23 protein-coding genes and 1 pseudogene are annotated in these 24605 nt (G+C 66.6%); 16 read left to right on the top strand and 8 right to left on the bottom strand.

What is annotated here, in order from left to right; genetic code table 11:
* Nucleotides 1–255: 255 nt before the first annotated feature.
* From queC to ACW17Z_RS07840, 3 genes are all read left to right on the top strand, one after another.
* On the top strand, nucleotides 256–972 hold the full coding sequence (gene queC, locus ACW17Z_RS07850) for a 7-cyano-7-deazaguanine synthase QueC (protein ID WP_492058260.1): 717 nt from the start codon (nucleotides 256–258) through the stop codon (nucleotides 970–972).
* Entirely contained in the window at nucleotides 969–1601 is a 633-nt protein-coding gene (gene queE, locus ACW17Z_RS07845; protein WP_419320022.1) for a 7-carboxy-7-deazaguanine synthase, read from the top strand. Before queC ends, queE begins: the two co-directional genes overlap by 4 nt.
* Before the next feature lie 73 nt (nucleotides 1602–1674).
* Nucleotides 1675–2040, top strand: a complete 366-nt coding sequence (locus ACW17Z_RS07840; protein WP_492058259.1) for a 6-carboxytetrahydropterin synthase — start codon at nucleotides 1675–1677, stop codon at nucleotides 2038–2040.
* Nucleotides 2041–2050: 10 nt separating this feature from the next.
* On the opposite strand, the gene ACW17Z_RS07835 is transcribed toward ACW17Z_RS07840, so the two are convergent.
* The 5 genes and pseudogenes from ACW17Z_RS07835 to ACW17Z_RS07815 all read right to left on the bottom strand — a co-directional run bounded on the left by ACW17Z_RS07835 (nucleotide 2051) and on the right by ACW17Z_RS07815 (nucleotide 5696).
* Nucleotides 2051–2299: a hypothetical protein gene (locus ACW17Z_RS07835; RefSeq protein WP_419320027.1), complete on the bottom strand. Its 249-nt coding sequence runs from the start codon at nucleotides 2297–2299 to the stop codon at nucleotides 2051–2053.
* 58 nt (nucleotides 2300–2357) lie between these two features.
* The gene (locus tag ACW17Z_RS07830) at nucleotides 2358–2861 is read right to left on the bottom strand and encodes a response regulator (protein WP_419320028.1); all 504 of its coding nucleotides are present in this window, start codon (nucleotides 2859–2861) and stop codon (nucleotides 2358–2360) included.
* Between the two features lie 168 nt (nucleotides 2862–3029).
* On the bottom strand, nucleotides 3030–4151 hold the full coding sequence (aroC, locus tag ACW17Z_RS07825) for a chorismate synthase (RefSeq protein WP_492058258.1): 1122 nt from the start codon (nucleotides 4149–4151) through the stop codon (nucleotides 3030–3032).
* Between the two features lie 61 nt (nucleotides 4152–4212).
* A pseudogene (locus ACW17Z_RS07820) lies at nucleotides 4213–4290 on the bottom strand (hypothetical protein); the annotation flags it as partial.
* A gap of 38 nt (nucleotides 4291–4328) precedes the next feature.
* Entirely contained in the window at nucleotides 4329–5696 is a 1368-nt protein-coding gene (locus ACW17Z_RS07815; RefSeq protein WP_492058257.1) for a pectate lyase family protein, read from the bottom strand.
* Nucleotides 5697–7115: 1419 nt separating this feature from the next.
* Here ACW17Z_RS07815 and ACW17Z_RS07810 point away from each other — a divergent pair.
* Entirely contained in the window at nucleotides 7116–7481 is a 366-nt protein-coding gene (locus ACW17Z_RS07810; protein ID WP_492058256.1) for a hypothetical protein, read from the top strand.
* 192 nt (nucleotides 7482–7673) lie between these two features.
* On the opposite strand, the gene ACW17Z_RS07805 is transcribed toward ACW17Z_RS07810, so the two are convergent.
* The 3 genes from ACW17Z_RS07805 to aptA form a co-directional block, all read right to left on the bottom strand.
* Entirely contained in the window at nucleotides 7674–8168 is a 495-nt protein-coding gene (locus tag ACW17Z_RS07805; protein WP_492058255.1) for a hypothetical protein, read from the bottom strand.
* Between the two features lie 189 nt (nucleotides 8169–8357).
* Nucleotides 8358–8726, bottom strand: coding sequence for a c-type cytochrome (locus ACW17Z_RS07800; protein ID WP_492058254.1), 369 nt, complete (start codon nucleotides 8724–8726; stop codon nucleotides 8358–8360).
* A gap of 94 nt (nucleotides 8727–8820) precedes the next feature.
* Nucleotides 8821–10140 (bottom strand): omega-aminotransferase AptA, encoded by a 1320-nt coding sequence (gene aptA / locus ACW17Z_RS07795; RefSeq protein ID WP_492058253.1) that lies wholly within the window; start codon nucleotides 10138–10140, stop codon nucleotides 8821–8823.
* A gap of 89 nt (nucleotides 10141–10229) precedes the next feature.
* Between aptA and ACW17Z_RS07790 the strand changes: the two genes are divergently transcribed.
* From ACW17Z_RS07790 to ACW17Z_RS07735, 12 genes are all read left to right on the top strand, one after another.
* On the top strand, nucleotides 10230–10910 hold the full coding sequence (locus ACW17Z_RS07790) for a GntR family transcriptional regulator (RefSeq protein WP_419254184.1): 681 nt from the start codon (nucleotides 10230–10232) through the stop codon (nucleotides 10908–10910).
* Nucleotides 10911–11056: 146 nt separating this feature from the next.
* Nucleotides 11057–12505 carry an NAD-dependent succinate-semialdehyde dehydrogenase gene (locus ACW17Z_RS07785; RefSeq protein WP_492058252.1) on the top strand — a complete coding sequence of 483 codons (1449 nt, stop codon included), beginning with the start codon at nucleotides 11057–11059 and terminating at the stop codon, nucleotides 12503–12505.
* Nucleotides 12506–12647: 142 nt separating this feature from the next.
* Nucleotides 12648–14009, top strand: a complete 1362-nt coding sequence (locus tag ACW17Z_RS07780) for an aspartate aminotransferase family protein (protein ID WP_492058251.1) — start codon at nucleotides 12648–12650, stop codon at nucleotides 14007–14009.
* Between the two features lie 8 nt (nucleotides 14010–14017).
* A complete protein-coding gene (locus tag ACW17Z_RS07775; RefSeq protein ID WP_419321395.1) occupies nucleotides 14018–15391 on the top strand; it encodes a glutamine synthetase family protein in 1374 nt (457 codons plus the stop codon).
* A gap of 82 nt (nucleotides 15392–15473) precedes the next feature.
* Nucleotides 15474–16583: an ABC transporter substrate-binding protein gene (locus ACW17Z_RS07770; RefSeq protein WP_492058250.1), complete on the top strand. Its 1110-nt coding sequence runs from the start codon at nucleotides 15474–15476 to the stop codon at nucleotides 16581–16583.
* Nucleotides 16584–16720: 137 nt separating this feature from the next.
* Complete coding sequence (locus tag ACW17Z_RS07765; protein WP_492058249.1) at nucleotides 16721–17626, top strand: ABC transporter permease; 906 nt, start codon at nucleotides 16721–16723, stop codon at nucleotides 17624–17626.
* Nucleotides 17626–18480 (top strand): ABC transporter permease, encoded by an 855-nt coding sequence (locus tag ACW17Z_RS07760; RefSeq protein ID WP_492058248.1) that lies wholly within the window; start codon nucleotides 17626–17628, stop codon nucleotides 18478–18480. Before ACW17Z_RS07765 ends, ACW17Z_RS07760 begins: the two co-directional genes overlap by 1 nt.
* A gap of 41 nt (nucleotides 18481–18521) precedes the next feature.
* Nucleotides 18522–19601, top strand: coding sequence for an ABC transporter ATP-binding protein (locus ACW17Z_RS07755; protein ID WP_492058501.1), 1080 nt, complete (start codon nucleotides 18522–18524; stop codon nucleotides 19599–19601).
* Complete coding sequence (locus tag ACW17Z_RS07750; RefSeq protein WP_492058247.1) at nucleotides 19598–20383, top strand: gamma-glutamyl-gamma-aminobutyrate hydrolase family protein; 786 nt, start codon at nucleotides 19598–19600, stop codon at nucleotides 20381–20383. The genes ACW17Z_RS07755 and ACW17Z_RS07750 overlap by 4 nt, the downstream gene beginning before the upstream one ends.
* A 12-nt stretch (nucleotides 20384–20395) precedes the next feature.
* Nucleotides 20396–21799 carry an aspartate aminotransferase family protein gene (locus ACW17Z_RS07745; RefSeq protein WP_492058246.1) on the top strand — a complete coding sequence of 468 codons (1404 nt, stop codon included), beginning with the start codon at nucleotides 20396–20398 and terminating at the stop codon, nucleotides 21797–21799.
* The gene (locus ACW17Z_RS07740) at nucleotides 21796–23199 is read left to right on the top strand and encodes a glutamine synthetase family protein (protein WP_492058245.1); all 1404 of its coding nucleotides are present in this window, start codon (nucleotides 21796–21798) and stop codon (nucleotides 23197–23199) included. Before ACW17Z_RS07745 ends, ACW17Z_RS07740 begins: the two co-directional genes overlap by 4 nt.
* Nucleotides 23192–24499 (top strand): NAD(P)/FAD-dependent oxidoreductase, encoded by a 1308-nt coding sequence (locus tag ACW17Z_RS07735; protein ID WP_492058244.1) that lies wholly within the window; start codon nucleotides 23192–23194, stop codon nucleotides 24497–24499. The genes ACW17Z_RS07740 and ACW17Z_RS07735 overlap by 8 nt, the downstream gene beginning before the upstream one ends.
* The last annotated feature ends 106 nt before the right edge of the window (nucleotides 24500–24605 follow it).

Here is a 24605-nt window from a genome sequence, read left to right as displayed (position 1 = left end):
TAGCGGCAGCCTCCGCAAAGGCGCCCAAAACCCGGGCGCAATGGTTTGCGGCCTCCTGCGGCGTTGGTCGATTACGGCCTTGGGTATTGACCCAGATCATTGTTTTTTGGGGCTTGATGCGTCCTGGCGAGCCGTTGCTGGACCCCGCCGCGCCGCTGGACCGTTTCGAGCCGTCGCCGCCTGGTGTAGAGGGAGCCATGGCTTTCTGTTTCTACTCTTGTGCAGCCCGCCGTGCGCCGGGCCGGAGAACCGTTCATGACTGACGCCGCCCTGGTGCTGTTCTCCGGCGGCCAGGACAGCAGCGTCTGCCTGGCCTGGGCGCTGGAGCGCTATGCCCGCGTCGAGACGGTCGGCTTCGACTATGGCCAGCGTCACGTCATCGAGATGGAGGCGCGCGTGGCTGTGCGTCACCAGATCGCCGCCCGCTTCCCGCACTGGGCCGAGCGCCTGGGCGAAGACCATGTGCTGGACCTCAAGGGTTTCGGCGCCGTCGCCGAGAGCGCCCTGACCGCCGACCGGGCCATCGAGATGACCGACCGCGGCCTGCCCTCGACCTTTGTGCCCGGCCGCAACCTGGTGTTCCTGATCTATGCTGCGGCCCTGGCCGACCGGCGGGGCATCCCGGCGCTGGTCGGCGGCATGTGCGAGACTGACTTCTCGGGCTATCCCGACTGTCGGCGCGACACGCTGGACGCGATGCAGAGCGCGCTGAACCTGGGCATGGATCGCGACTTCCGCATCGAAACCCCTTTGATGAAGCTGACCAAGGCGGAAACCTGGGCCCTGGCCAAGGCGCTGGGCGGCGAGGACCTGGTCGATCTGATCGTGGTCGAGAGCCACACCTGCTATCGGGGCGAGCGCGGCGACCTGCACCCCTGGGGCCACGGCTGCGGCGACTGCCCGGCCTGCGACCTGCGCCAGAAGGGCTATGAGGACTGGGACGCAGCGGGGCGCGCGGTGCTGGTCTCGTGACCTACAGCGTCAAGGAAATCTTCCTCACCTTGCAGGGCGAGGGCGGTCAGGCGGGCAAGGCGGCGGTGTTCTGCCGCTTTTCCGGCTGCAACCTGTGGACCGGCCGCGAGCAGGATCGCGCCAAGGCCGTCTGCACCTTCTGCGACACTGATTTCGTCGGCACGGACGGCGAGAACGGTGGAAAGTTCGCCACGGCCGAGGCTCTGGCCGATGCGGTCGAGGCCCAGTGGACAGGCGGGCCGAACGACCGGCTTGTCGTCTGCACCGGCGGCGAGCCGCTGCTGCAACTGGATCCGCCCGCCATCGCGGCCCTGCACGCCCGGGGTTTCATGATCGCGGTGGAGAGCAACGGCACCGTCGAAGCGCCTGACGGCATCGACTGGGTCTGCATCAGCCCCAAGGCCGACGCCCCCGTCGTCCAGACCCGGGGCCAGGAGTTGAAGCTGGTCTATCCGCAGGACAAGGCCCTGCCGGAGCGGTTCGAAAGCCTGGATTTCGAGCGCTTCTACCTGCAGCCGATGGATGGTCCCGATCGCGACCGGAACACGCAATTGGCGGTCGCCTATTGCCTTTCCCACCCTCAATGGCGTTTAAGCGTCCAAACACACAAATATCTCGGCCTGCCCTGACGGATAAGGCGCTCGACTTGGTGACAGGGTCGTTGCGCTAGAGCCTCCCAGGCCCTGTCAAAAGAAGTACCTGATGAAGCCTGTCTTCGAGATCACGAAGGCCGCGACGTTCGACGCGGCTCACTACATCGAGCAAGGTCCCGCCGACCATCGCTACCGCAAGCTGCACGGCCACTCGTTCAAGGTGGAGGCCAGCGTAAAGGGGCAGATGCAGGACGCCGGCTGGGTCGCCGACCTGGAGGGCCTGGACACGGCGCTCAAGGCCGTGGCCACCGAGCTGGATCATGGCCTGCTGAACGATCGCCCCGGTCTGGAAAGCCCGACCTTGGAGCGTCTGTGCCTGTATTTCGCCGACCGCTTGACGCCGACCTTTCCGGGTCTGTCGCGTGTGGTGATCTCGCGTCCGACCATCGGCGAAAGCTGCGCGCTTTGCCTTTAGAGGCGAGGTCTTAGCGCGAGCGCTTCCACTCTTCATATTCGCGCTTGTCGCGGTCCTTGGCGCTTTCGCCTGGGATCACCGCCTTGCCGGTGGCGACGACGGCCTTGCCGCCAACCTTGGCGGCGCCCCCGACCACGGCGCCGGTGACGCCAATGGCGGTGCCGGCCACCATGCCGACGGCGCTGGCCGCGACGCAGCCCTGCAGGCTCAGGCCCAACGCGACCAGGGCGGCGGTGGACATCAGACGTTTGGCGGTCATGGCTCGCTTATCCCGGCTAACAGCGACCCCATGATGGCTAACAGGTCTTAAGACCGGCTTAGCCGAAGTCGATGGCGATCGCGTCCTCGTCCCGCCGCCAGGGGCCCTTGTATCCGGCGGCCACCTGCCGTCGCCGATCGGGGCCGAAATAGCCCTCGCAGCGGATGAACGGGCGGGGATGCTCGATCAGCAGGGTCAGGCGATGGACCAGGCTACGGCCGGTCACCGGCTTGGTCAGGAACTCGTTGACCCCGGCGTCGCGGGCGTCCTGGACGCGCCGCATCGTCGAATGGCCGGTCACCATCAGGACCGGCGCGAAGGGATTGGGACTGGCGGGCGAGCGGCGCAGCAGGTTGACGAACTCGATGCCGCCCAGCAGGCCCATCTTCAGGTCGGTAATGACGATGTCGATCGGCACGCGCTGCATCATTTGCAGCGCCTCGCCGCCGTCGATGGCCTCAAAGATGTTCCGGACGCCGATGGCGCGCAGCATCTCGGTCAACAGCAGCCGCATGTGCTGATTGTCGTCGACGAGCAGAATTTTCAGGGTGTCGAAGCGCACGCGTTTTCTTGAGCCCTGACGCGCACTAGCGCAACCTATGCGCGAATCAATCACAAGATGTCCGCATTGGAAGAAGCATTACAGCTTCGCAATATAAGAGGTCAACCCAAAAACCTGAGTGTTTTCAGTGATCAGACCATATTGGATAAAGTTGACAGACCAGTGGTCTCAGAAACGGTCGGTCTGGCCCGGGTGAAAGGCCCCGCCGCCGGTCTGGGCGCGATGGCGCAGGAAGCCGTCGGCCAGGACGCAGGCGGTCATGGCCTCGACCACCGGCACCCCGCGAATGCCCACGCAGGGGTCGTGGCGGCCCTTGGTGCGCAGCTCCACCTCTTCGCCCGCCTCGTTGACGGTGTCGCGCGGGATCAGGATGGAGGAGGTGGGTTTGAAGGCCACCCGGGCCACCACCGGCTGGCCGGTCGAGAGGCCGCCCAGCACGCCGCCGGCATGGTTGGTCAGGAACACCGGACCGTCATGGCCCATCCGCATCTGGTCGGCATTGTCCTCGCCGGTCAGGGCGGCGCTGGCGAAACCCTCGCCGATCTCGACGCCCTTGGCGGCGTTGATCGACATCAGGGCCGCCGCCAGTTCGGCGTCCAGCTTGCCATACAGCGGCGCGCCCCAGCCGGCCGGCACGCCGGTGGCCTCGACCTCGACGATGGCCCCGGTCGAGGAGCCGGCCTTGCGGATCTTTTCCAGATGCTCTTCCCACACCGGAATGATCGCCGCGTCGGGCGACCAGTAGGGATTGTTGTCGACCTCGCTCCAGTCCCAGCGCGAGCGGTCGATGGCGTGCGGGCCGATCTGCACCAGGGCCGCGCGCACGCTCACGCCGGGGATCACCAGCCGGGCGATGGCGCCGGCCGCGACCCGGGCGGCGGTCTCGCGGGCCGAGCTGCGCCCGCCGCCGCGATAGTCGCGCACGCCGTACTTGGCGAAATAGGGATAGTCGGCATGGCCAGGCCGGAAGGCCTGGGCGATCTCGCCATAGTCTTTCGAGCGCTGGTCGGTGTTGTCGATCATCAGGCTGATCGGCGTGCCGGTGGTGCGCTGGCCGTCGCTGCGGCTGTCCTCGAACACGCCTGACAGGATGCGCACGGCGTCGGGTTCCTGGCGCTGGGTGACGAACTTGCCGCTGCCTGGGCGGCGCTTGTCGAGAAAGCTCTGGATCATCTCCGCCGTCAGGGCGATGCCGGGAGGGCAGCCATCGACGACGCAGCCGAGCGCCGGTCCATGGCTTTCGCCCCAGGTGGTGACGCGGAACAGATGACCGAAGGTGTTGTGCGACATGGCGGGGCTTCTAGCGGAAAGCGGGGGCTGCGGCAAAGGCGGGCAGGGGTTTGCGCACTTGCCCCCTCCGCGCTCCGCGCTCCTCCCCCGGAGGGGGAAGATGAGGTCGGTTCATCCGCCCCCGCCGGGGGCGGACGGCTGCGAAGCAGCCCGGTGGGGGCCTGCGGCGCTGGCCGCTCACCCCCGAACCTTCGCGGCCTCTGCCAGGTAAAGCTCCAGGTTGGTCCAGCCCGAGCCGTCCCTGGCCGGCGCCGCGCCATCGGCCTTCTTCGGATTGAGCCCCTGCGCCGCTTCCCACGCATCGGGCATGCCGTCGCCGTCCGCATCCGGCGCAGCGACGCCGGCCGCCAGCACAGGCCAGCCGCCGACATCCTGTTCGTTGTTGATGATCCCGCCGCTGCGGTCGCGCACCCCGGCCACGACCCGCGCGTCGACCGGATCGCGCCAGACCGAGGCCCCGGCGTCGGCCAGTACGCGGTCATAGGCGCTGGCGGCGGGATCGGCGGCGATGGGAGCGATGTCGATCGGAGCCGCCTGCCGATAGCCTTCCACCTGCAGGCCGGTGACCAGGCTCCAGGGATCGGCGGGAACCACGCCGTTCATGCTGTTGCCGGCGAACCAGGCCCTGGCCAGGCTGTTGCTCTCGTTGAAGGCGATGGCCTTTTCGGAGTTGGGGCCCATGACATAGGCGTTGTCGACGAAGTTGTAGGCGACCAGCGCCGCCTTGTCGGCGTCATAGCCGGCATGGCCCTTGCCCCAGTTGTAGAAGACGTTGGAGCGGAACTCGATGAAGGCCCCGACCGGGTCCTTGTCGGGCCCGTCATAGTTGCCGGGGCGCGGCATGCGGGCCAGATGGTTGGCCCACAGATTGTGGTGGAAGCTGATCTTCGAGCCCTGGCCGCCGCGGATCAGGCTGCCATAGCCGTGGTCGCCCTTGGCGTGGATCGAGTGGGCCAGGCTTTCGCTGATGATCGACCACTGCACGGTCAGGTCATGGAAGCCCTGTTCGGGATTGTCGAAGCGGGCCGAGGCCGACAGGGTCTCGTCCACCGACCAACTGGCCGAGACGTGATCCAGGATGATGCGGCGGCCCTTGGCGATCCAGATCGCGTCGCCTTCCGTCTTGCTCTCGGCGCCGAGCCGCGAGCGGATAAAGCGGATCACCACATCGTCGGCGGCCACGATCAGGGTCTGGTCGCGCAGGGTGACGCCCCCGCCCGGCGCGGTCTGGCCGGCGAGGGTGATCTGGCCGTTGGCGATCTTCAGCGGGCTCTTCAGGGCGATCGTGCCGGCCACGTCGAACACCACGGTGCGCGGCCCCTTGGCCTCGACGGCGGCGCGCAGCGAGCCGGGTCCGGCGTCCTCCAGGTTGGTGACCTTGATCACCGCCCCGCCGCGTCCGCCGACACTCAGGCGACCCGCGCCCTCTGCGCCGGGGAACGCGACCACCTCTTTCGGCGCGGCTACGCCGGACGCGGTGGCGCAGGCGGTCAGGGCGAGGGTCAGGGCGGCCAGGCTGGCGGCGTTGTGAAGCGGGCGGCGCATCGGTTTCATCCCCGGTGGAGCGGCGTCTGCGGCGCCGGTGTCGAGGCGCGAAAATGGCGGCGAGGCGCGGATTTGTCCACCGGTGTCATTTCTCCGTCGAAGCCACTGGCCCCCTCCTGACCGCTTCGCGTTTCATCTTCCCCCTCCGGGGGAAGACGGCTGCGCAGCAGCCCGTAGGGGGCAAGTGTGGCGGACACGGTTTCACAACCTCGCGCTTTCGCTGCGATGGGAATGGGAAGGGTCGCGGAGCGCCCGGGCCTCGCCCGGATGATTGGATAGTTGAATACCGTTTCGACGAAGACAGACGCTCCGCGTGATCGTTATCCCTCTGGCCGGGGTGCGCAGGCCTGTTCAGCCTTTTGCCCCACCCGGGCTTTGCCCTCCTCGCGACGGACCCAGCCTTGGGCTGCAGCCACGCCGATTCCGGAGGAACCCGGAGCGAACCTTCGGACGGGCGGAGGCCTTGGCTTGCCCCCGATAGGCGGGTTTACGTCACCCGCCCTCTAACCCCGCTCGATCACCCCTGACAGCCGTCTCAGTCGCCGGCCGGACGCCCTTCCCGTGCTGTCAGGTGAGATTGATTATGCGGGCGGTTTCGATGCGTCTGATAGGCGCGATCAACTATTTTACAAGCGGTTGATCGGGTTGGGGTTTGTTCGGGAAAGAACGGGGATTGAACGCGGCGTATCCCCGTACGCCCAGCCCTCTCCCAGAGGGAGAGGGAGGGACCCACGCTTGCGTGGGAGGGTGAGGGGTTACGCCGTCAGCCGTCCTGGCGCCCGAAGGCGCTGCCTTGTCCGGAGGGGCTTCGCAAACCCCTCATCCTCCCACGCCTGCGGCGCGGGCCCCTCCTTCTCCCTCTAGGAGAAGGGTTCGATCTGGGCGTCCCGCCCCTCTTCGCGCTGAAGGGAGCCATCCTTAGATCTCACGGCGAGACGATCGCCGGTCTGACCAGGTTGCTCAAGGCCGGCCCTGCGGGCCGCCGCGACGCGGCCGCCGGAGGCGGGCCTTGACCAACCTGGACAGACCGGCACGCTGCAGCCTCCAGGAGATTTAAGGATGAGCGGGACGCGGGGCGTCCGCTTTCGGGAGGCGAGGCAAAGTCCGCTTCCGACCGAGGCCGTGTAAAAACGCCGGGCCTGAAAAATTTGCGGGCATTTCCTTTCGTTAGAAGGTGGCTTTTCGGCTCGTACAGAAACGTTCGCGCTGCGCGGGTTCTTGCGGTGGAAGATTGTTCTAGGGGAAAATGCCGCTTCGGCGTTTTTACACAGTCTCGACCCATTGCGGACGCCAAGAAGCAGTGCAATGTTCGAGCGCCTGTGGATTCACCTCTAGAACAGACGACAGCAGTTGCTCGATCCGACACACCGAATTGAAATTAGGCCGCGACTGTTCGGCATAATTGTTCTGACCTCCTGCATGAGCTTTCCGATAATTGTGTCGGTGTCGGGTTTGTTCCTTGATTCAACGAGGTTTATCGCAGCCCTAGTGCTGGCGCTATTGGCCGCAGTGTGGGCTAACTACTGCAGAAACTCCATTATTTTGGAGCGCGGAATCTTAGAAGAACGTGTGCTTTGGTTAGTAAAGTGGAAAGTGCATGCTAGGGATGCATTTATTGATTTGGGGAATGATCATGGAATGCATGCCATTCTGATAAGCAGGAAATCAGATGGAGTTAGAGTTGGTGTAATATCCCAAATTAACTTCTCGGACGAAAGGCTGAACGTGTTGATTGCGTCGCTGGAAGCCGAGGGGGCTGCGTTTTCGGCCGCTTTCGTTGAATAACGCCGTGTCCTCGTGGCTCGGAGATATTCGGCCAGACGTCCGACTTCCACCCTTCTCCGACCTTCGCCCCGTCCGCTTCCCGCATCGCTTCTGAGGTCGGGTTGCTGGCACAGGGTTGATTTCCGGAGCCGACACTAACCGAACGCTCGGAGAGCTTTCCAGCAGAGCCGTGAGTCCGTCTTCGCTTTAGCGCTAGTGGCCGGCGGCGCGAGATGCGAAGTCGCGCATGACATAATCGGCATAGGAGAACACCTCTTGGGCGCCGATCGGGCGAACGCCAGCGTAAGCAGGTTCAATCCGCTGGCTGCAAGCAAACTCCCGATGGTGATCGGCGTACGCTTGCTCAAGTTGCGGGACTTTCGGATTAACGTAGTTGAAAAGACTTCTCTCAAGGCCAAATCCGGCCATTCCGACAATCTTTATCGTCTTCCGCTTACAGTCCGCAGCGTACCCAGTTAATGCCCATCTTAACTTAAGATGTTCTGGTTTTGTGGACCTATTGGTATCGTATACCATTATCATGCTATAATATGTATCACCTTCGGCTGTTACTTGGATCGTGGACTCATCGACAAATTCAGCGCTGAATTCGGTGACGCCGACCAGCCTGAAGGGCCCGCGCCCCTGAGCGTTGGCCGCTGAGCCTGCTATCATCAGTGCCGCTAGTGCCAAAGCTACTGTCTTCACGGGTCAACCTTTTCAACTTCTCAAAGCTGAAACTGCCGGCCCACCGCGTGGTCGTCTAGCCGCCTCGCCGACTGGTTGAAAAACGGCAAACTACCATTGCGTAGACGGGACCTGGCATTGGTGCGTCCGCAAACCGCCCTCAAACCGAACCCCGCAAGGCCCGCTTCAGCGCCCCCGCCTCAGCGCCCCCTAACGCGGCGCGCGATCCAGCGAGCGGATGTACGCCGTGAGATCCGCGATATCGATCGAGGTCAGCGGCTTGCGCGGCATGCGGTAGTGGCCGACCTGCGAGATCGCTTCCAGTTCCCAGTCGAGGCGGGTGTTGCGATAGGTCTGGGCGACGCTGGCGAAGCTGGGCGCGGCGGTCTTGGGGTTGCCGGCGCTGGAGCCTACCGCGTGGCACTGCGAGCATTCGGTCAGGGCCAGGTTGCGTCCGCGCGTTACCAGATCGGCCTTTGACGGCTCTCCCGGGGTGGTCGCGCAGCCGACCAGGCTGGCGCTGGCGCCGGCGGCCAGGATGAGGATCAGGCGACGGGTGGCGATCAAGGGCGATGACATGGTGACGCTCGGGCCCAGTGGGGGTCAGATTTGAGTTTGCGCCCCGGCGGCGGGTTGCAATTGATCGGGATCAATTCGGGGTGGGTTCGGGCGCCTAGTCGACCTTCGCCAGCACGCCGCGCAGGGTCTCGACCACTTGGTCCACGTGGCTTTTCTCGATGATCAGCGGGGGCGACAGGGCGATGATGTCGGCGGTCACGCGGATCAGCAGGCCGGTGTCGAAGGCCGCCTCGAACACCTCCATCGCCCGCGCCGTGGGGGCGCCGGCGCGGGGCTCCAGCTCGATGCCGCCGATCAGGCCCAGATTGCGGATGTCGATGACGTGGCGGGCGTCCTTCAGACTGTGCATGGCCTCCTGCCAGTAGGCCTCCATGCCCGCCGCCCGAGCGAAGAGGTCGTCTTCCTTGTAGGTCTCCAGCGTCGCGATCCCGGCCGCGCAGGCCAGGGGGTGGGCCGAATAGGTGTAGCCGTGGAAGAGCTCGATGGGGGCGTCGGCGCCCTCCATCATGGCGTCGTAGATCTTGCTGCTGGCGGCGACGGCGCCGCAGGGTACGGCGGCGTTGGTCAGGCCCTTGGCCATGCAGATCAGGTCGGGCGTGACGCCGAAGCGGTCGGCGGCGAACGGCGCGCCCAGGCGGCCAAAACCGGTGATCACCTCGTCGAAGATCAGCAGGATGTCGTGCTTGTCGCAGATCGCCCGCAGACGCTGCAGATAGCCCTTGGGTGGGATCAGCACGCCGGTCGAGCCGGCCACCGGCTCGACGATGACGGCGGCGATGTTGGAGGCGTCGTGCAGGGCGACGATCTTTTCGAGATTGTCGGCCAGGTCGGCGCCGTGCTCGGGCTCGCCCTTGGCGAACAGGTTGCCGGCCACGCCGTGGGTGTGGGGCAGGTGGTCGACGCCGGTCAGCAGCGAGCCGAAATACATCCGGTTCTTGGGGATGCCGCCCACCGAAATGCCGCCGAAGCCGACGCCGTGATAGCCGCGCTCGCGGCCGATCAGCCGGGTCTTGGTCCCCTTGCCCCGGGCGCGGTGATAGGCCAGCGCGATCTTCAGGGCGGTGTCGACCGACTCCGAGCCGCTGTTGGTGAAAAAGATCCGGTCCAGGCCCTGCGGCGTCACCTGGGCCAGCTGGCTGGCGAAGGCGAAGGCCAGCGGATGGCCCATGTTGAAGCAGGGGGCGTAGTCCATCTCGGCGGCCTGCTTCTGGATCGCCTCGCGAATGCGGGGGCGGTCGTGGCCGGCATTGACGCACCACAGGCCCGAGGTGGCGTCGAGGATCTCGCGGCCCTCGGGGGTCTTGTAGTGCATGTCCTTGGCGGACGAGAGCATGCGCGGATGGGCCTTGAACCGCCGGTTGGGCGTGAACGGCATCCAGAAGGCGTCGAGGTTGTTGGCGCCGAAATCGGGCATGGGCGGTCTCGAAGGCTGGGCCGGGGGCTGGCGTCGGGCGAGGGATCATGCACTGTGATCGCAATTAGCCGCTTTCTGGAAGCCCCTTCGTGCCCGCCGCCCCGCAAAGACGCGCCCTGGCCGATTCCACGGCCGTGCATGACCAGGTCTACGACGCCATCCGTCAGGCCCTGATCACCGGCCGCATCGCGCCCGGCGTCGGGGTCAGTCTGCGCAGCCTGGCCGCCGAGCTGGGGGTCAGTCCGATGCCGGTGCGCGACGCCGTGCGGCGCCTGGCTGCCGAGCGGGCTCTGGCGATCAATCCGGCCAACAAGCGCCTGTCGGTGCCGTCCCTGACCGCCGACCGGCTGGAACAGCTGTCCCAGGCCCGGTTGTGGATCGAGCCCGAGCTGGCCGCCCGCGCCGCGCGCCATGCCGACGAGGGGCTGATCCGGACCCTGCAGGCCATCGACGCCCGGCTGGACGCCGCCCTCGCGGCCGGCGACGTCGACGGCTACATGACCGCCAACCACGCCTTTCATTTCGCGATCTATGAGCGCTCGGGCGCCGATGTGCTGCTGTCGATGGCCGGCGGGCTGTGGCTGCAGATCGGGCCGTTCATGCGGGTGGTGTTCGGGCGCGTCGGCACCGGCAGCCTGCCGGCCGACCGTCACGCCGAGGCGATCGCCGCCCTGAAGGCCCGCGACGCCGACGGCGCCCGCCGCGCCATCGCCGCTGACCTGTCCGAAGGCATGGACAAGATGCGGACCGCCGTGGAGGCGGGCGCATGAGCGGCCGTCTTGACAGGCGCGCTGAGGCCGCGAACTGTGATCACAGTTTCAGGAAAGCCTGCCCGTGACCCTTGCCGCCGCCCTTCATGCGTTGAACCCCCATGCCGACCTGACGTCGGTGTGCGTGACGCTGAGGTGACCTCCCCATGACCTGCCTGAAACTCGTCGAAACCGCCGCCCTGATCGATGGCCTGTGGATCCAGGCCGACGCGACCTTCGAGGTGACCAACCCGGCCGACGGGACGGTGATCGCCCAGGTGGCCGATCTGGGCGCGGCGCAGACCGTCATCGCCATCGACGCCGCCCATCGCGCCTTCCCGGCCTGGGCGGCGCGCACCGCCAAGGATCGCGGGGCGATCCTGCGCCGGTGGAGCGACCTGATGCTGGCCCATGCCGATGACCTGGCCCGGCTGATGACCGCCGAGCAGGGCAAGCCCTTGGCCGAGGCGCGGGGCGAGGTGGTTTACGGGGCCAGCTTCATCGACTGGTTCGCCGAGGAGGCCAAGCGCGGCCACGGCCAGTCGATCCCGACGCCGGACCCGAACAAGCGGCTGATGTCGATCAAGCAGCCGGTCGGGGTGTGCGCCGCCATCGCGCCTTGGAACTTTCCGATCGCCATGATCACCCGCAAGGTCGGCCCGGCCCTGGCGGCCGGCTGCACGGTGGTGGTCAAGCCGGCGGCCGAGACGCCGCTGTGCGCCCTGGCCATCGCCCGGCTGGCGGCGGAGGCGGGCGTGCCGGCGGGTGTGCTGAACATCGTCACCGGCAAGGACGCCAGCGCCATCGGCAAGGCGCTTTGCGACGACCCGCGCGTGCGCAAGCTGTCGTTCACCGGCTCCACACCCGTGGGCAAGACGCTGTACGCCCAGTGCGCTGGCACCATGAAGAAGCTCAGCCTGGAACTGGGCGGCAATGCGCCGTTCATCGTCTTTGATGACGCCGATCTGGAGGCCGCCGTCGACGGCGCCATCGCCAGCAAATACCGCAACACCGGCCAGACCTGCGTCTGCGCCAACCGGCTGATCGTGCAGTCGGGCATCCATGACGCCTTCGCCGCTCGGCTGACGCAGAAGGTGGCGGAGATGAAGGTCGGTCCTGGCACGGGCGAGGGCGTGACCATCGGTCCGCTGATCAATGACAAGGCCCTGATCAAGGTCGACAGCCTGGTGCGCGAGGCGGTCGAGGCCGGCGCCGTCGTCCTGATCGGCGGCGACGCGCATGGCCTGGGCGGCCTATTCTACCAGCCTACCGTCCTGACCGGCGCGACAGCGGACATGCGCTTGTTTCAGGAGGAAATCTTCGGCCCGGTCGCCCCCATCGTGAAGTTCGAGACCGAGGCCGAGGCCATCGACCTGGCCAACGCCACGCCGTTCGGCCTGGCGGCCTATTTCTACAGCCGCGACGTCGGTCGCTGCTGGCGGGTGGCCGAGGCTATCGAGGCCGGCATGGTCGGGATCAATGAAGGCCTGATCTCCACCGAGGTCGCGCCGTTCGGCGGGGTCAAGGAATCGGGCCTGGGTCGCGAGGGCGCGTCCGAGGGTCTGGATGAGTATTTCGAGACCAAATATCTGTGCTTTGGCGGGGTGAAGGGATGATGTCGGCCGGCATCTTCTGCTGTCATCCCGGACAAGCGCGTAGCGCGCCGATCCGGGACCGCAACGAAGCGCGGCGCTTTGGGGCGGTCCCGGGTCTGCGCTGCGCTCCGCCCGGGATGACAAAGTTGGTGGCGGTCGCGGTATGATCGCTGAGCTCACCAAAAAACTTCCCGACCTAATGCAGGCCGAAGCCGCCTGCTTCACGGCCGAGCATCCGCGCAGCGTGGCGATGGCCGGGCAGGCGGCGCAGGTCTGGCGCGGCGGCGCGCCGATGCACTGGATGAACGACTGGGCCAGTCCCAGCCCGATCTTCGCGGCCCAGGGCGTCGGGGCCCAGATCACCGATGTCGACGGCAGGCTGTATGACGACTTTTGCCTGGGCGACACGCCGTCGATGTTCGGCCATGGCGATGCGGCGGTGGCCGCCGCCGTGTCGGACCAGATCCGGCGCGGCGCGGGCTTCATGCTGCCGACGGCCAGCGCGATCCTCGTCGGCCGCCTGCTGGCCGAGCGTTTCGGCCTGCCGCTGTGGCAGACGGCGACCACGGCCAGCGACGCCAACCGCGCCGCCATCCGCTGGGCGCGGGCGGTCACCCAGCGGCCGGTGATCCTGGTGTTCGACGGCTGCTATCACGGCATGGTCGAGGACGCCTTTGTCGTCCTGAAGGACGGCGCACGGGTGATGAAGCCCGGTCTGCTGGGCCAGGTCCATGACCTGACCGCCACCACCTGGGTCGTACCGTTCAACGATCTGGCCGCCCTGGAAATGGCCCTGGCCTCCGACCAGGTGGCCGCCGTCCTGGCCGAGCCGGTGATGACCAATTGCGGGATGATCCTGCCCGAGCCCGGCTTTCACGAGGCCCTGCGCCGGCTGACCCGCGACTCCGGAACCCTGCTGATCCTCGACGAGACCCACACGCTTTCAAGCGGTCCCGGCGGCTATGCCGGTCTGCACGGGCTGGAGCCCGACATGTTTGTGGTCGGCAAGGCCATCGCTGGCGGCGTGCCGGCCGCCGTCTGGGGCGTCACGGCCGAGCTCTCCGAGCGCATGGATGAGGCCCAGGCGCGGATCGGACCGGGCCAGTCGGGCATCGGCACCACCCTGTCGGGCAACGCCCTGGCCATGGCGGCCATGCGCGCCATGCTGACCGAGGTCATGACGCCCGCCGCCTATGACCGCATGCTGGCCGGGGCTGAACGCCTGGTGGCCGGGCTGAACGGTGTGATCGCGGCGCGCGGTCTGCCCTGGTCGGTGGTCCATGTCGGGGCGCGGGTCGAGCTGGTCTTCGCCGATCCTGCGCCAAAAAATGCCGCCCAGATGCGCAAGGCGCTGGACCACGACCTCGTGGCCGCGCTTCATCTGTGGCTGATGAACCGGGGCGTGCTGATTGCGCCCTTCCACAACATGATGCTGGTGTCGCCGGTAACTGAAGACGCGTCGATCGACCGGTTGGTCGCGGCCGTCGACGGGTTCGCCGCCGAGATCGAGGGCCTGTCCGCATGAGCCATCCCATGGTCGCCGATCCCCAGGAATGCCGCGACTTCCTGGCCGCCAATCCGCAGGTGCGGTTTGTCGATGTGTTCTTCACCAGCATGACCGGCGTGCCGCGCGGCAAACGGCTGCGGATCCACGAGCTGCAGGCGGTCTATGACTATGGCCGCTTCCTGCCGGGCTCGATCCTGGTGGTCGACACCACCGGGGCCGATTGCGAGGATACCGGCCTGGTCTGGGAAGACGGCGACGCCGACCGCCGCGCGCGGCCGGTGCCCGGCACCCTGACCCTGGCCCCGTGGCTGGGCGATGACATGGCCCAGGTCATGCTGTCCCTCTACGAGCTGGACGGCACGCCCAACGATCTGGACCCCCGCCACGTGCTGCAACGGGTGCTGGACCGCTACGCCGCCGATGGTCTCACCCCGGTCGCTGCCTGCGAGCTGGAATATTACCTGGTCGACCTGGAGCGCACCGCCGACGGTGACCTGCAGCCGCCCAAGTCCCTGCAGACCGGCCGCCGTCCGCACGGCATCGAGGTCTATGGCCTGCCCGAGCTGGAGGCCATCGCCCCGTTCCTGCGCGAGCTGTGGGACACCGCCGACGTGATCGGCGTGCCGCTGGAAGGTGCCATCTCGGAGTTCGCCCCCAGCCAGGTCGAGCTGACCCTCAAGCACAAGCCAGATGCGCTGCGGGCCTGCGACGACGCCCTGCTGTACAAGCGCATGGCCAAGGGCGTGGCCCTGCGCCATGGCTGCGAGGCCACCTTCATGGCCAAGCCCTGGGCCGACAAGGCGGGCAACGGCTTCCACGTCCATGTCAGCTTCAACGACAAGGACGGCAATAACCTGTGCGCTGACGAGGACCCCGAGGGCTCGCCGATGCTGCGCCACGCCATCGGCGGCATGAAGCAATTGCTGGGCGAGGGCATGGCGATCCTGGCGCCCAACGCCAACAGCTATCGCCGCTTCAAGGCCAACAGCTATGCGCCGGTCGCGGCGACCTGGGGCGTCAACAACCGCACGGTGTCTCTGCGTATTCCGGCCGGTCCGGCCCCGACGCGCCATGTCGAGCACCGCGTCGCGGGCGCGGACGGCAACCCTTACCTGGTGATGGCCGTGCTGCTGGCCAGCGCTCACCACGGCTTGACCAACAAGATCGATCCGGGTCCGGCGGTGGTCGGCGACGGCTATGCGGCCGCCGCCAAGGAGAAGTCGCGTCTGCCGTCCCACTGGTTCGCCTCGGTTGATCTGTTCGATCAGTCGGCCGTGCTGCGCGACTATCTGGGTGACCGCTTTGTGGACATGTTCGTGTCGGTGAAGCGGACTGAACAGGCGAGGTTCTTCGAGGTGGTCACCAGCCTCGATTTCGATTGGTACCTGCGCAACGCGTGATCACGCTGCGCGGCAATGGCTTTGGGTTGAAAACCGCCGGGGGGATCGCCGGCTTCGAACAAATAGGGAGCTTTGAGGGACCATGAGCACCATTACCCAACGGGGCATGCAACGGGCCGGAATGAACCGCCGATCGCTGCTGACGGCCACGGGCGCCGCCGCCATCGGCCTGACCTTCACCGCCTGCGGCGAGAAGCCCGCGCCCGCCGCCGGCGGCGCCGAGGAAGCCAAGCTGAACTTCTACAACTGGGACACCTATATCGGCGACACCACCCTGGCCGACTTCAAGACGGCCACCGGCGTTGACGTGAACATGAGCCTGTTCGCCACCAATGATGAGCTGTTCGCCAAGCTGAAGGCCGGCAATCCTGGCTTCGACGTGATCGTGCCGTCCAACGAGTTCGTCACCCGCATGGGCCAGGCGGGCCTTCTGGAGCCGCTGGACCATGCCAAGATCCCGAATCTGACGAACATCGATCCGGCCTTCATGGACCCGGAATACGATCCGGGCCGCAAATATTCGATGCCCTATACCTGGCTGGTGCTGGGCATCGGCTATCGCAAGAGCAAGGTGAAGGGCGTTCCCGACAGCTGGAAGTACCTGTTCGACAGCGACCAGTACAAAGGCAAGATCGCCCTGCTGTCGGAAAGCGCCGACCTGATCCGCCTGTCGGCCAAGTACAAGGGCCACAGCGTCAACAAGATCCCGCCTGAACTGCTCGCCGAGATCGAGGCGATGCTGATCAAGCAGAAGCCGTTCATCAAGGCGTTCCACGACGACAACGGCCAGGACATGCTGGCTTCGGGCGAGGTGGATCTGGTCCTGGAATACAACGGCGACATCGCCCAGCTGATGACCGAGGACGACGATGTCGGCTTCGTGGTGCCCAAGGAAGGCAGCCTGATCAATTCCGACACCCTGTGCATCCCCAAGGGCGCGCCGCGTCCGCTGAACGCCCACAAGTTCATCAACTATCTGCTGGACGCGCAGGCCGGGGCGGCGATCTCCAAAACCATCCTCTATCCGACGCCCAACGCGGCGGCCAAGGCGCTGATGCCCGACGACTACAAGAACAATCCGGTGATCTTCCCGCCGCTGGATGTGATGTCCAAGTGCGAATACGGCGCCTTCGAAGGGGCCGAAAAGGCCAGCCAGTACGAGGAAGTCATCACGCGGGTGCGGGCGGCTTAAGCCAGATCCTCCCCCTTCGGGGGGAGGTGGCCCAAAGGGCCGGAGGGGGCAGCGCGGCCTAGGTCGCATTAGCCCCCTCAGTCGCTCCGCGACAGCTCCCCCAGAGGGGGAGCATCTACCTAGGACAGGGGGTTGGGATGGAACAGAGCTGGAAACAGGCCAAGGCGGTGTTCGCCGGCGCGCTCGGCCCGCCGCTGTTCTGGCTTGTGCTGTTCTTCCTCGTGCCACTGGCCATCGTCTGGGCCTACAGCTTTGGCAATAACGACGGCCTGACCGAGATCGCCATCACCGGCACGTTCAAGAACTACGCCCGGGCGATCGAGCCGCTGTATCTGAAGATCTTCCTGAAATCGGCCTGGGTGGCGGCCATCACCACGGGGCTGTGCCTGGTGATCGGCTTCCCCGTCGCCCTGGCCATCACCTTCGCGTCCGAGAAGACCAAGACCTGGCTGCTGCTGCTGATCATGCTGCCGTTCTGGACGAACCTGCTGATCCGCACCTACGCCCTGATCGCGGTGCTGCGCACCGAAGGCTACGTCAATATGGGCCTGGAGTGGCTGTGGAAGGGCGGGGGCACGGCGGCGGCCCTGCTGGGCCTGCAGCCGCTCGGCGACTTCCAGCCGCTGGAACTGCTGCACAACAATTTCGCGGTCATTCTGGGCCTGATCTATGTGCACCTGCCGTTCATGGTGCTGCCGCTGTACTCGGCCCTGGACCGGCTGGACAAGTCGCTGCTGGAGGCCAGTCTCGACCTCGGCGCCGGCCACCTGCAGACCCTGTTCAAGGTGGTCGTGCCCCTCGCCCTGCCGGGCATCGCCTCGGGCGTGCTGATCACCTTCATCCCGGCCCTGGGGGCCTATCTGACGCCCGACCTGCTGGGTGGTCCCGACAGCCAGATGATCGCCAATGTCATCGAGCGCCAGTTCAAGCGAGCCAATGACTGGCCGTTCGGCGCGGCGATGTCGTTCCTGCTGATGTACCTGACCTTCATCGCCATCGCCTTGCAGGCCGTGCTGTCTCGCAAGACCCCGGAGGCCAAGTGATGGCGAAACGCTCTGCTCCCGGTCCCCTCGAGTATCTCCGCCGCTGGCAGATGCAGGCCTGGCTGGCGGCCGTGGCGATCTTCCTCTACGCGCCGCTGATCGCCCTGATGGCCTTCAGCTTCAATGACAGCCGACGCAACATCGTCTGGAAGGGCTTCACGCTCAAATACTACGAGAAGGCCTTCAACAATGCGGGCCTGATCGAGGCGTTCGGCAACAGCCTGACCATCGCGGCCGTCTCGACCGTGGTCAGCGTGGCGCTGGGCGCCATGGTCGCCCTGGCCCTGTGGCGGTTCCGCTTTCCCGGCAAGACGGCCCTGAACGGCGCCCTGGCCCTGCCCATCGTGGTGCCCGAGATCTGCATGGGCGTGGCCATGCTGGTGTTCTTCGCCAAGGTGATGCCGTGGCCGCAGGGCATGGTGTGGCCGCTGAACCTGGGGGCGATCATCATCGCCCACGTCTCGTTCTCGTTCCCGTTCGTGGCGGTGGTGGTGCGGGCCCGCATGACCAGCTTCAACCGCGAGATGGAGGAGGCGGCCCGCGATCTGGGAGCCGGCGAGTGGCGAACGATCCAGGACGTGATCCTGCCGCACATGGCCCCGTCTCTGGTGGCCGGGGCGCTGCTGGCCTTCACGCTCAGCCTCGATGACTTCGTCATCACCTTCTTCACGGCCGGACCCGACACCGTGACCTTCCCGGTGAAGATCTATTCGATGGTCCGGTTCTCGGTGACGCCCGAGGTCAATGCGGCCTCGACCATTCTGATCGTGCTGACCGTGATCCTGACGGCCGTCGCCCTGAAGATACAGGGCAATTCGGCCGCCACGGCGGGCCATGGGGGAGACAAGTCGTGAGCATCATCACCTTCGAGAACGTCACCAAGCGCTTCGGCAAGATGGTGGCCGTCGACAACGTCTCGCTCAGCGTCGAGGAGGGCGAGTTCTTCTCGCTGCTGGGGCCGTCGGGCTGCGGCAAGACCACCCTGCTGCGGATGCTCGCCGGGTTCGAGACGCCGACCGAGGGCCGCATCCTGATCGACGGTCAGGACGTTTCGACTGTGCCGCCCAACAAGCGGCCGGTGAACATGGTGTTCCAGTCCTATGCCGTGTTCCCGCACATGACCGTGTCCGACAATGTCGCCTACGGCCTGAAGGTGGACCGGGTGCCCAAGGCCGAGCGCGACCGGCGCGTCGAGGAGGCGCTGGAGCTGGTGCAGCTGGGGGGGCTGGGCGGTCGCAAGCCCGACCAGCTGTCGGGCGGTCAGCGGCAACGTGTTGCGCTGGCGCGAGCTCTGGTCAAGCGCCCCCGCGTGCTGCTGCTGGACGAGCCGCTGTCGGCCCTCGACGCCAAGCTGCGCGAGCAGATGCGCACCGAGCTGTGCACCCTGCAGGAGAAGGTCGGCATCACCTTCATCATGGTCACCCACGACCAGGACGAGGCCCTGGCCCTGGCCACCCGCTGCGCGGTGATGAACCGCGGCGTGCTGCAGCAGGTGGCCACGCCCAGCGACCTGTACGAGTTTCCCAACAGCCGCTTCGTGGCCGACTTCATCGGCAGCGTGAACCTGTTCGAGGGCGTGCTGGCGGTGGACGAGCCCAGCCATGCGATCATCCGCTCGCCTGACCTGCCGGTGGACATCTTCCTCGATCACGGCGTCACCGGCCCGCGCGGCGGCGCGGCCTGGGCGGCGATCCGGCCCGAGAAGATCGAGCTGCACAAGAAGACCGACGACACCCCGCCCAATCTGGGCGACGCCCCCAAGGGCGCCAACGCGGTGGCGGGTGTTATCAAGCATGAGGCCTATCTGGGCGGCTCGTCGGTCTATGAGGTCGAGATCGCCAAACCGTCCGGGGGCGGCCGCAGCATCAAGGTCCACCGCTCCAACCTGACCCGCTGGGACCAGGAAGACTTCAAGCTGGGCGAAGAGGTCTGGCTTTGCTGGCACGCCTGTTCGCCGGCGGTGCTGTTGTCATGACCCGCCCCGTCGCCGGCATCATCTGCTGCACCCGCACCGTCGGGATCGAGCCGGCCCAGGCGGTGATGAACCGCTATGTCGCCGGCGCCATGCAGTATGCCGACGTCGCCGCCCTGCTGGTGCCGTCGATGCCGCAGCTGATGAAGGCCTCGGAAGTCGCCGCGCGGCTGGACGGGCTGATGCTGACCGGCAGCCCCTCGAACCTGGATCCCGCGCTCTACGGCGAGGAGATCGGCGACGCGCCCGGCCCGTTCGACCTCGCCCGCGACACCACGACCGCCGACCTGATCAAGGCCATGCTCGACCTGGGCCGGCCGGTGTTCGGCGTCTGCCGGGGCTTCCAGGAGATCAATGTCGCGTTCGGCGGCACCCTGCGCCGCGACATGGCCTCCAGCGCCGAGCTGATCGCGCATCACGCGCCGGACGAGGTCGATTTCAACGGCATGTTCGACCATCTGCATCCGGTCGACCTGACCCCCGGCGGTGTGCTGTCGGCCGCGTTCGGGACCGAGCGGGCGGTGGTCAATTCGGTGCACTATCAGGGCGTCGACCGGCTGGGCGAAGGGTTGAGCGTCGAGGCCCGCGCCCCTGATGGCGTGGTCGAGGGTGTGTCTGCCACCGTCAACGGCGCGCCGGTCCTGGCCGTGCAGTGGCATCCCGAGTGGCAGACCGCCGCCAATCCGCAGTCCCAGATTTTCTTCCAGCTTTTCGGACGCGCCCTCAGAGGCGCGCCGCTCGTCGGTCCCGCCTCGGCGGGAGCGCCCCAAAAAGACGTCGCGTAGGAACCAAGCCCAATGACTGTCCCGATCCGCAACCACGACATCGCCGAGCTCAAGCGCCTGGACCTGGCTCACCACCTGCCGGCCCAGACCGACTACAAGCTGCAGCAGGAGCTGGGCGGCAGCCGGATCATCACCCGCGCTGACGGGATCTATATCCACGACGGCGAGGGCCACCAGATCCTCGACGGCATGGCTGGCCTGTGGTGCGTGAACGTCGGCTACGGCCGCCAGGAACTGGCCCAGGCGGCCTATGACCAGATGCTGGAGCTGCCCTACTACAACACCTTCTTCAAGACCGCCTCGCCGCCGCCGATCCGGCTGGCCGCCAAGATCGCCGAGAAGATGGGCGGCAATCTGACCCACGTTTTCTTCAACTCGTCGGGGTCGGAAGCCAATGACACCGTCTTCCGCCTGGCCCGCCACTACTGGAAGCTGAAGGGCCAGCCGCAGCGCACGATCTTCATCAGCCGCTGGAACGCCTATCACGGCTCGACCGTGGCGGGGGTGTCGCTGGGCGGCATGAAGCACATGCATGTGCAGGGCGACCTGCCGATCCCCGGCGTCGAGCACGTGATGCAGCCCTACCCCTTCGGCGAGGGCTTCGGCGAGGATCCGGCCGCCTTCCGCGACCGTGCGGTCAAGGAGATCGAGGACCGGATCCTGGCGGTCGGCCCCGAGAATGTCGCCGCCTTCATCGGCGAGCCCGTCCAGGGCGCCGGCGGGGTGATCATCCCGCCTGACGGCTACTGGCCGGCGGTCGAGGCGGTCTGCCGCAAGTACGGCATCCTGCTGGTCTGCGATGAGGTGATCTGCGGCTATGGGCGCCTGGGCCAGTGGTTCGGGCACCAGCACTACGGGATCAAGCCCGACATGATCGCCATGGCCAAGGGCCTGTCGTCGGGCTACCTGCCGATCAGCGCCGTGGGCGTGGCCGACTTCATCGTCGCCGAGCTGAAGGAAAAGGGCGGGGACTTCATCCACGGCTTTACCTATTCAGGCCACCCGACCTGCTGCGCCGTCGCCCTGAAGAATATCGAGATCCTCGAGCGCGAAGGCCTGGTCGAGCGCACCCGCCAGGACACCGGCCCCTATCTGGCCAAGGCCCTGGCCACGCTGAACGACCTGCCGCTGGTGGGCGAGGCCCGCTCGCTGGGCCTGATCGGCGCGGTCGAGATCGTCCGCGAGAAGGGTACGAACCATCGCTTCCTCGACAAGGAGGGCGAGGCCGGACCCATCGTGCGCGATATCTGCATCAAGAACGGCCTGATGGTGCGGGCCATCCGCGACAGCATCGTCTGCTGCCCGCCCCTGATCATCACCCACGCCCAGATCGACGAGCTGGTGGGGATCATCCGCAAGTCGCTGATCGAGGCCGAACCGGTGCTCCGCGCCCTGAAGCCTGAGGCCGCGTCATGAAACAGCCCAAGCACAAGAAGACCAAGCCGGACCAGCGGGTGAAGCGTGGCGTCGCCACGCTGGAGGAGGCGCAAGCCTGGTTCACCCGGCAGAATATCGAGGAGATCGAGTGCGTCGTGCCCGACCTGGCCGGCGTGGCGCGCGGCAAGATCATGCCGGTGCGCAAGTTCCTGGGCACGCCGTCGATGAACCTGCCGCTGGCTGTGTTCTACCAGACCATCACCGGCGACTTCCCCGAGTTCGAGGGGGTGGTCAATTCGGTGCAGGCCGACACCGACATCGTCCTGACGCCCGACTTCGCCACCCTGGCCGCCGTGCCCTGGGCCCAGGATCCGACCGCCCAGGTGATCCACGACGCCTACCATCCCGACGGCCGGCCGGTGGAGGAAAGCCCGCGCCAGGTGTTGCGCCGGGTACTGGCCCTGTATGCCGAAAAGGGCTGGGTTCCGATCGTGGCCCCAGAGATCGAGTTCTACCTCGTCGACAAGAACACCGACCCTGACTATCCGCTGAAACCGCCCATCGGCCGTTCGGGCCGGCCCGAGACCGGGCGTCAGGGCTATTCGATCAGCGCGGTCAACGAGTTCGATGCGCTGTTCGAGGATATGTACGAATATTCCGAGCGCCAGGGCCTGGAGATCGACACCCTGATCCACGAAAGCGGCGTGGCCCAGATGGAGATCAACCTGCGCCACGGCCCTCCGCTGGAGCTGGCCGACCAGGTCTTCATGTTCAAGCGCACCATCCGCGAGGTGGCTCTGGAGCACGAGATCTACGCCACCTTCATGGCCAAGCCGATGGCGTCAGAGCCGGGCAGCGCCATGCATGTCCACCAGTCGATCATCGACAAGGATGGCCAGAACCTGTTCTCCCACCCCAAGACCGGGGAAGAGACGGCGCTGTTCCACAATTTCATCGCCGGTCAGCAGACCTATCTGCCGGCGATCATGGCCATACTGGCGCCCTATGTGAATTCCTACCGCCGGATCGCCAAGGACTCCGGCGCGCCGGTCAACACCCAGTGGGGCTATGACAATCGCACCTGCGGCCTGCGCGTGCCGCCGTCGAACCCCGCCAACCGGCGACTGGAAAACCGCATCCCCTCGTCGGACGCCAATCCCTATCTGGCCATCGCCGCGACCCTGGCGGCCGGCTATCTGGGCATGGTCAAGGACCTCAAGCCCAGTCCGCCGGTTCTCACCGACGCCGGCGCCCGGGGCATCGAACTGCCGCGCAGCCTGACCGAATCCCTGAAGCTGTTCGAGGCCTGCCAGGACCTGGTCGACATCCTCGGACCGGTCTTCTGCCAGGCCTATGATCACGTCAAACAGGCCGAGTACGAGACCTTCATGCGCACGATCAGTCCCTGGGAGCGCGAGTTCCTGTTGCTGAATGTTTAGCGCCGCAAAGCCCTTCCCCCATCAAGGGGGAAGGGAGACGCCCTCCTGGTACGCCGACACCGCCACGCCCTTCCCAAGCCTGCTTCCGCTCAGGGGCGATGTCCGCGCCGATGTCTGCGTGATCGGCGCGGGCTATACCGGCCTGGGCGCAGCGCTCCAGCTGGCCCGGCGCGGCGTTTCTGTGATCGTGCTTGAAGCGGGCCGTGTCGGGTCGCAGGCGTCGGGCCGCAATGGCGGGCAGGTCCATACCGGCCATCGCCGCGACCAGGCCTGGCTGGAAAAGACAGTGGGCCAGGACGACGCCATGGCCCTGTGGCGACTGGCCCAGGACGCGCGGACGCACCTGCACGCCACCATCGCCGAGCACGCCATCGCCTGCGACCTCAAGCCTGGCATGATCCACGCTCGCCACCGTCCGGGCGGCGAGGCCGAAGACGTGGCGCATATCGAGCACATGGCCAAGCGCTATGGCTATGACGCCCTGTCCCTGGTCGGAACCGATGATCTGGCCCGGGATCTCGGGACAGACGTCTATCATGGCGGGCTGATCGACCGGGACGGGGGCCACCTGCATCCGCTGAACCTGGCCCTTGGCCTGGCCCGCGCAGCCATGGCCGCTGGCGCGACAATCTCCGAGCACAGCCGCGCGCTGTCCTGGACCCGTCAGGGCGGCAAGATCGTGGTGTTCACCGCCGACAGCCGGATCACCTGCGACCAGCTGATCGTCAGCGGCGACGGCAGCCTCAACCACATGGCGGGTCAGGCGCGCGATCGGGTCATGCCGATCAACAATTTCATCCTGACCACCGAGCCGCTGGGTGATCTGGCCGACCAGATCATCACCTCCGACGCCGCCGTGGCCGACAGCCGGTTCGTCGTGAACTATTTCCGCAAGACCCCGGATGGCCGCCTGCTGTTTGGCGGCGGCGAGAACTATCGCCCGGGCTTCCCCGCCGACATCGCCGGCTTCGTCCGTCGACACATGCTGAAGATCTATCCGCGACTGAAAGACGTGAAGATCAGCCACGCCTGGGGCGGCACCCTGGGCATCACCATGAACCGCGTGCCGTTCGTGGCGCAGGTCGCGCCCGGCGTTCGGGTGGCGTCCGGCTATTCGGGGCAGGGGGTGATGCTGGCCCCCTATGTCGGCAAGCTGCTGGCCGACGCGGCGCTGGGCGAAGGCGCTGGCGTGGAGCTGCTGTCGCGCCTGCCCACCCCGCCGTTTCCGGGCGGCGGCCTGCTGCGCTGGCCGCTGACCGTGGCGGGGCTGAGCTGGTACGGACTACGGGATCGTCTGTGAACTTGCCCCCTCCTGACCGCTGCGCGGTCGTCCTCCCCCGGAGGGGGAAGATGAAGCCGCGCTGACCTCATCTTCCCCCTCCGGGGGAGGAGCGCCGAAGGCGCGG

The sequence above is a fragment of the Caulobacter sp. GSs2 genome, from assembly GCF_058680895.1.
Note: the sequence above shows the minus strand (reverse complement) of the source record. Positions and strands in the feature narration are given on the sequence as shown.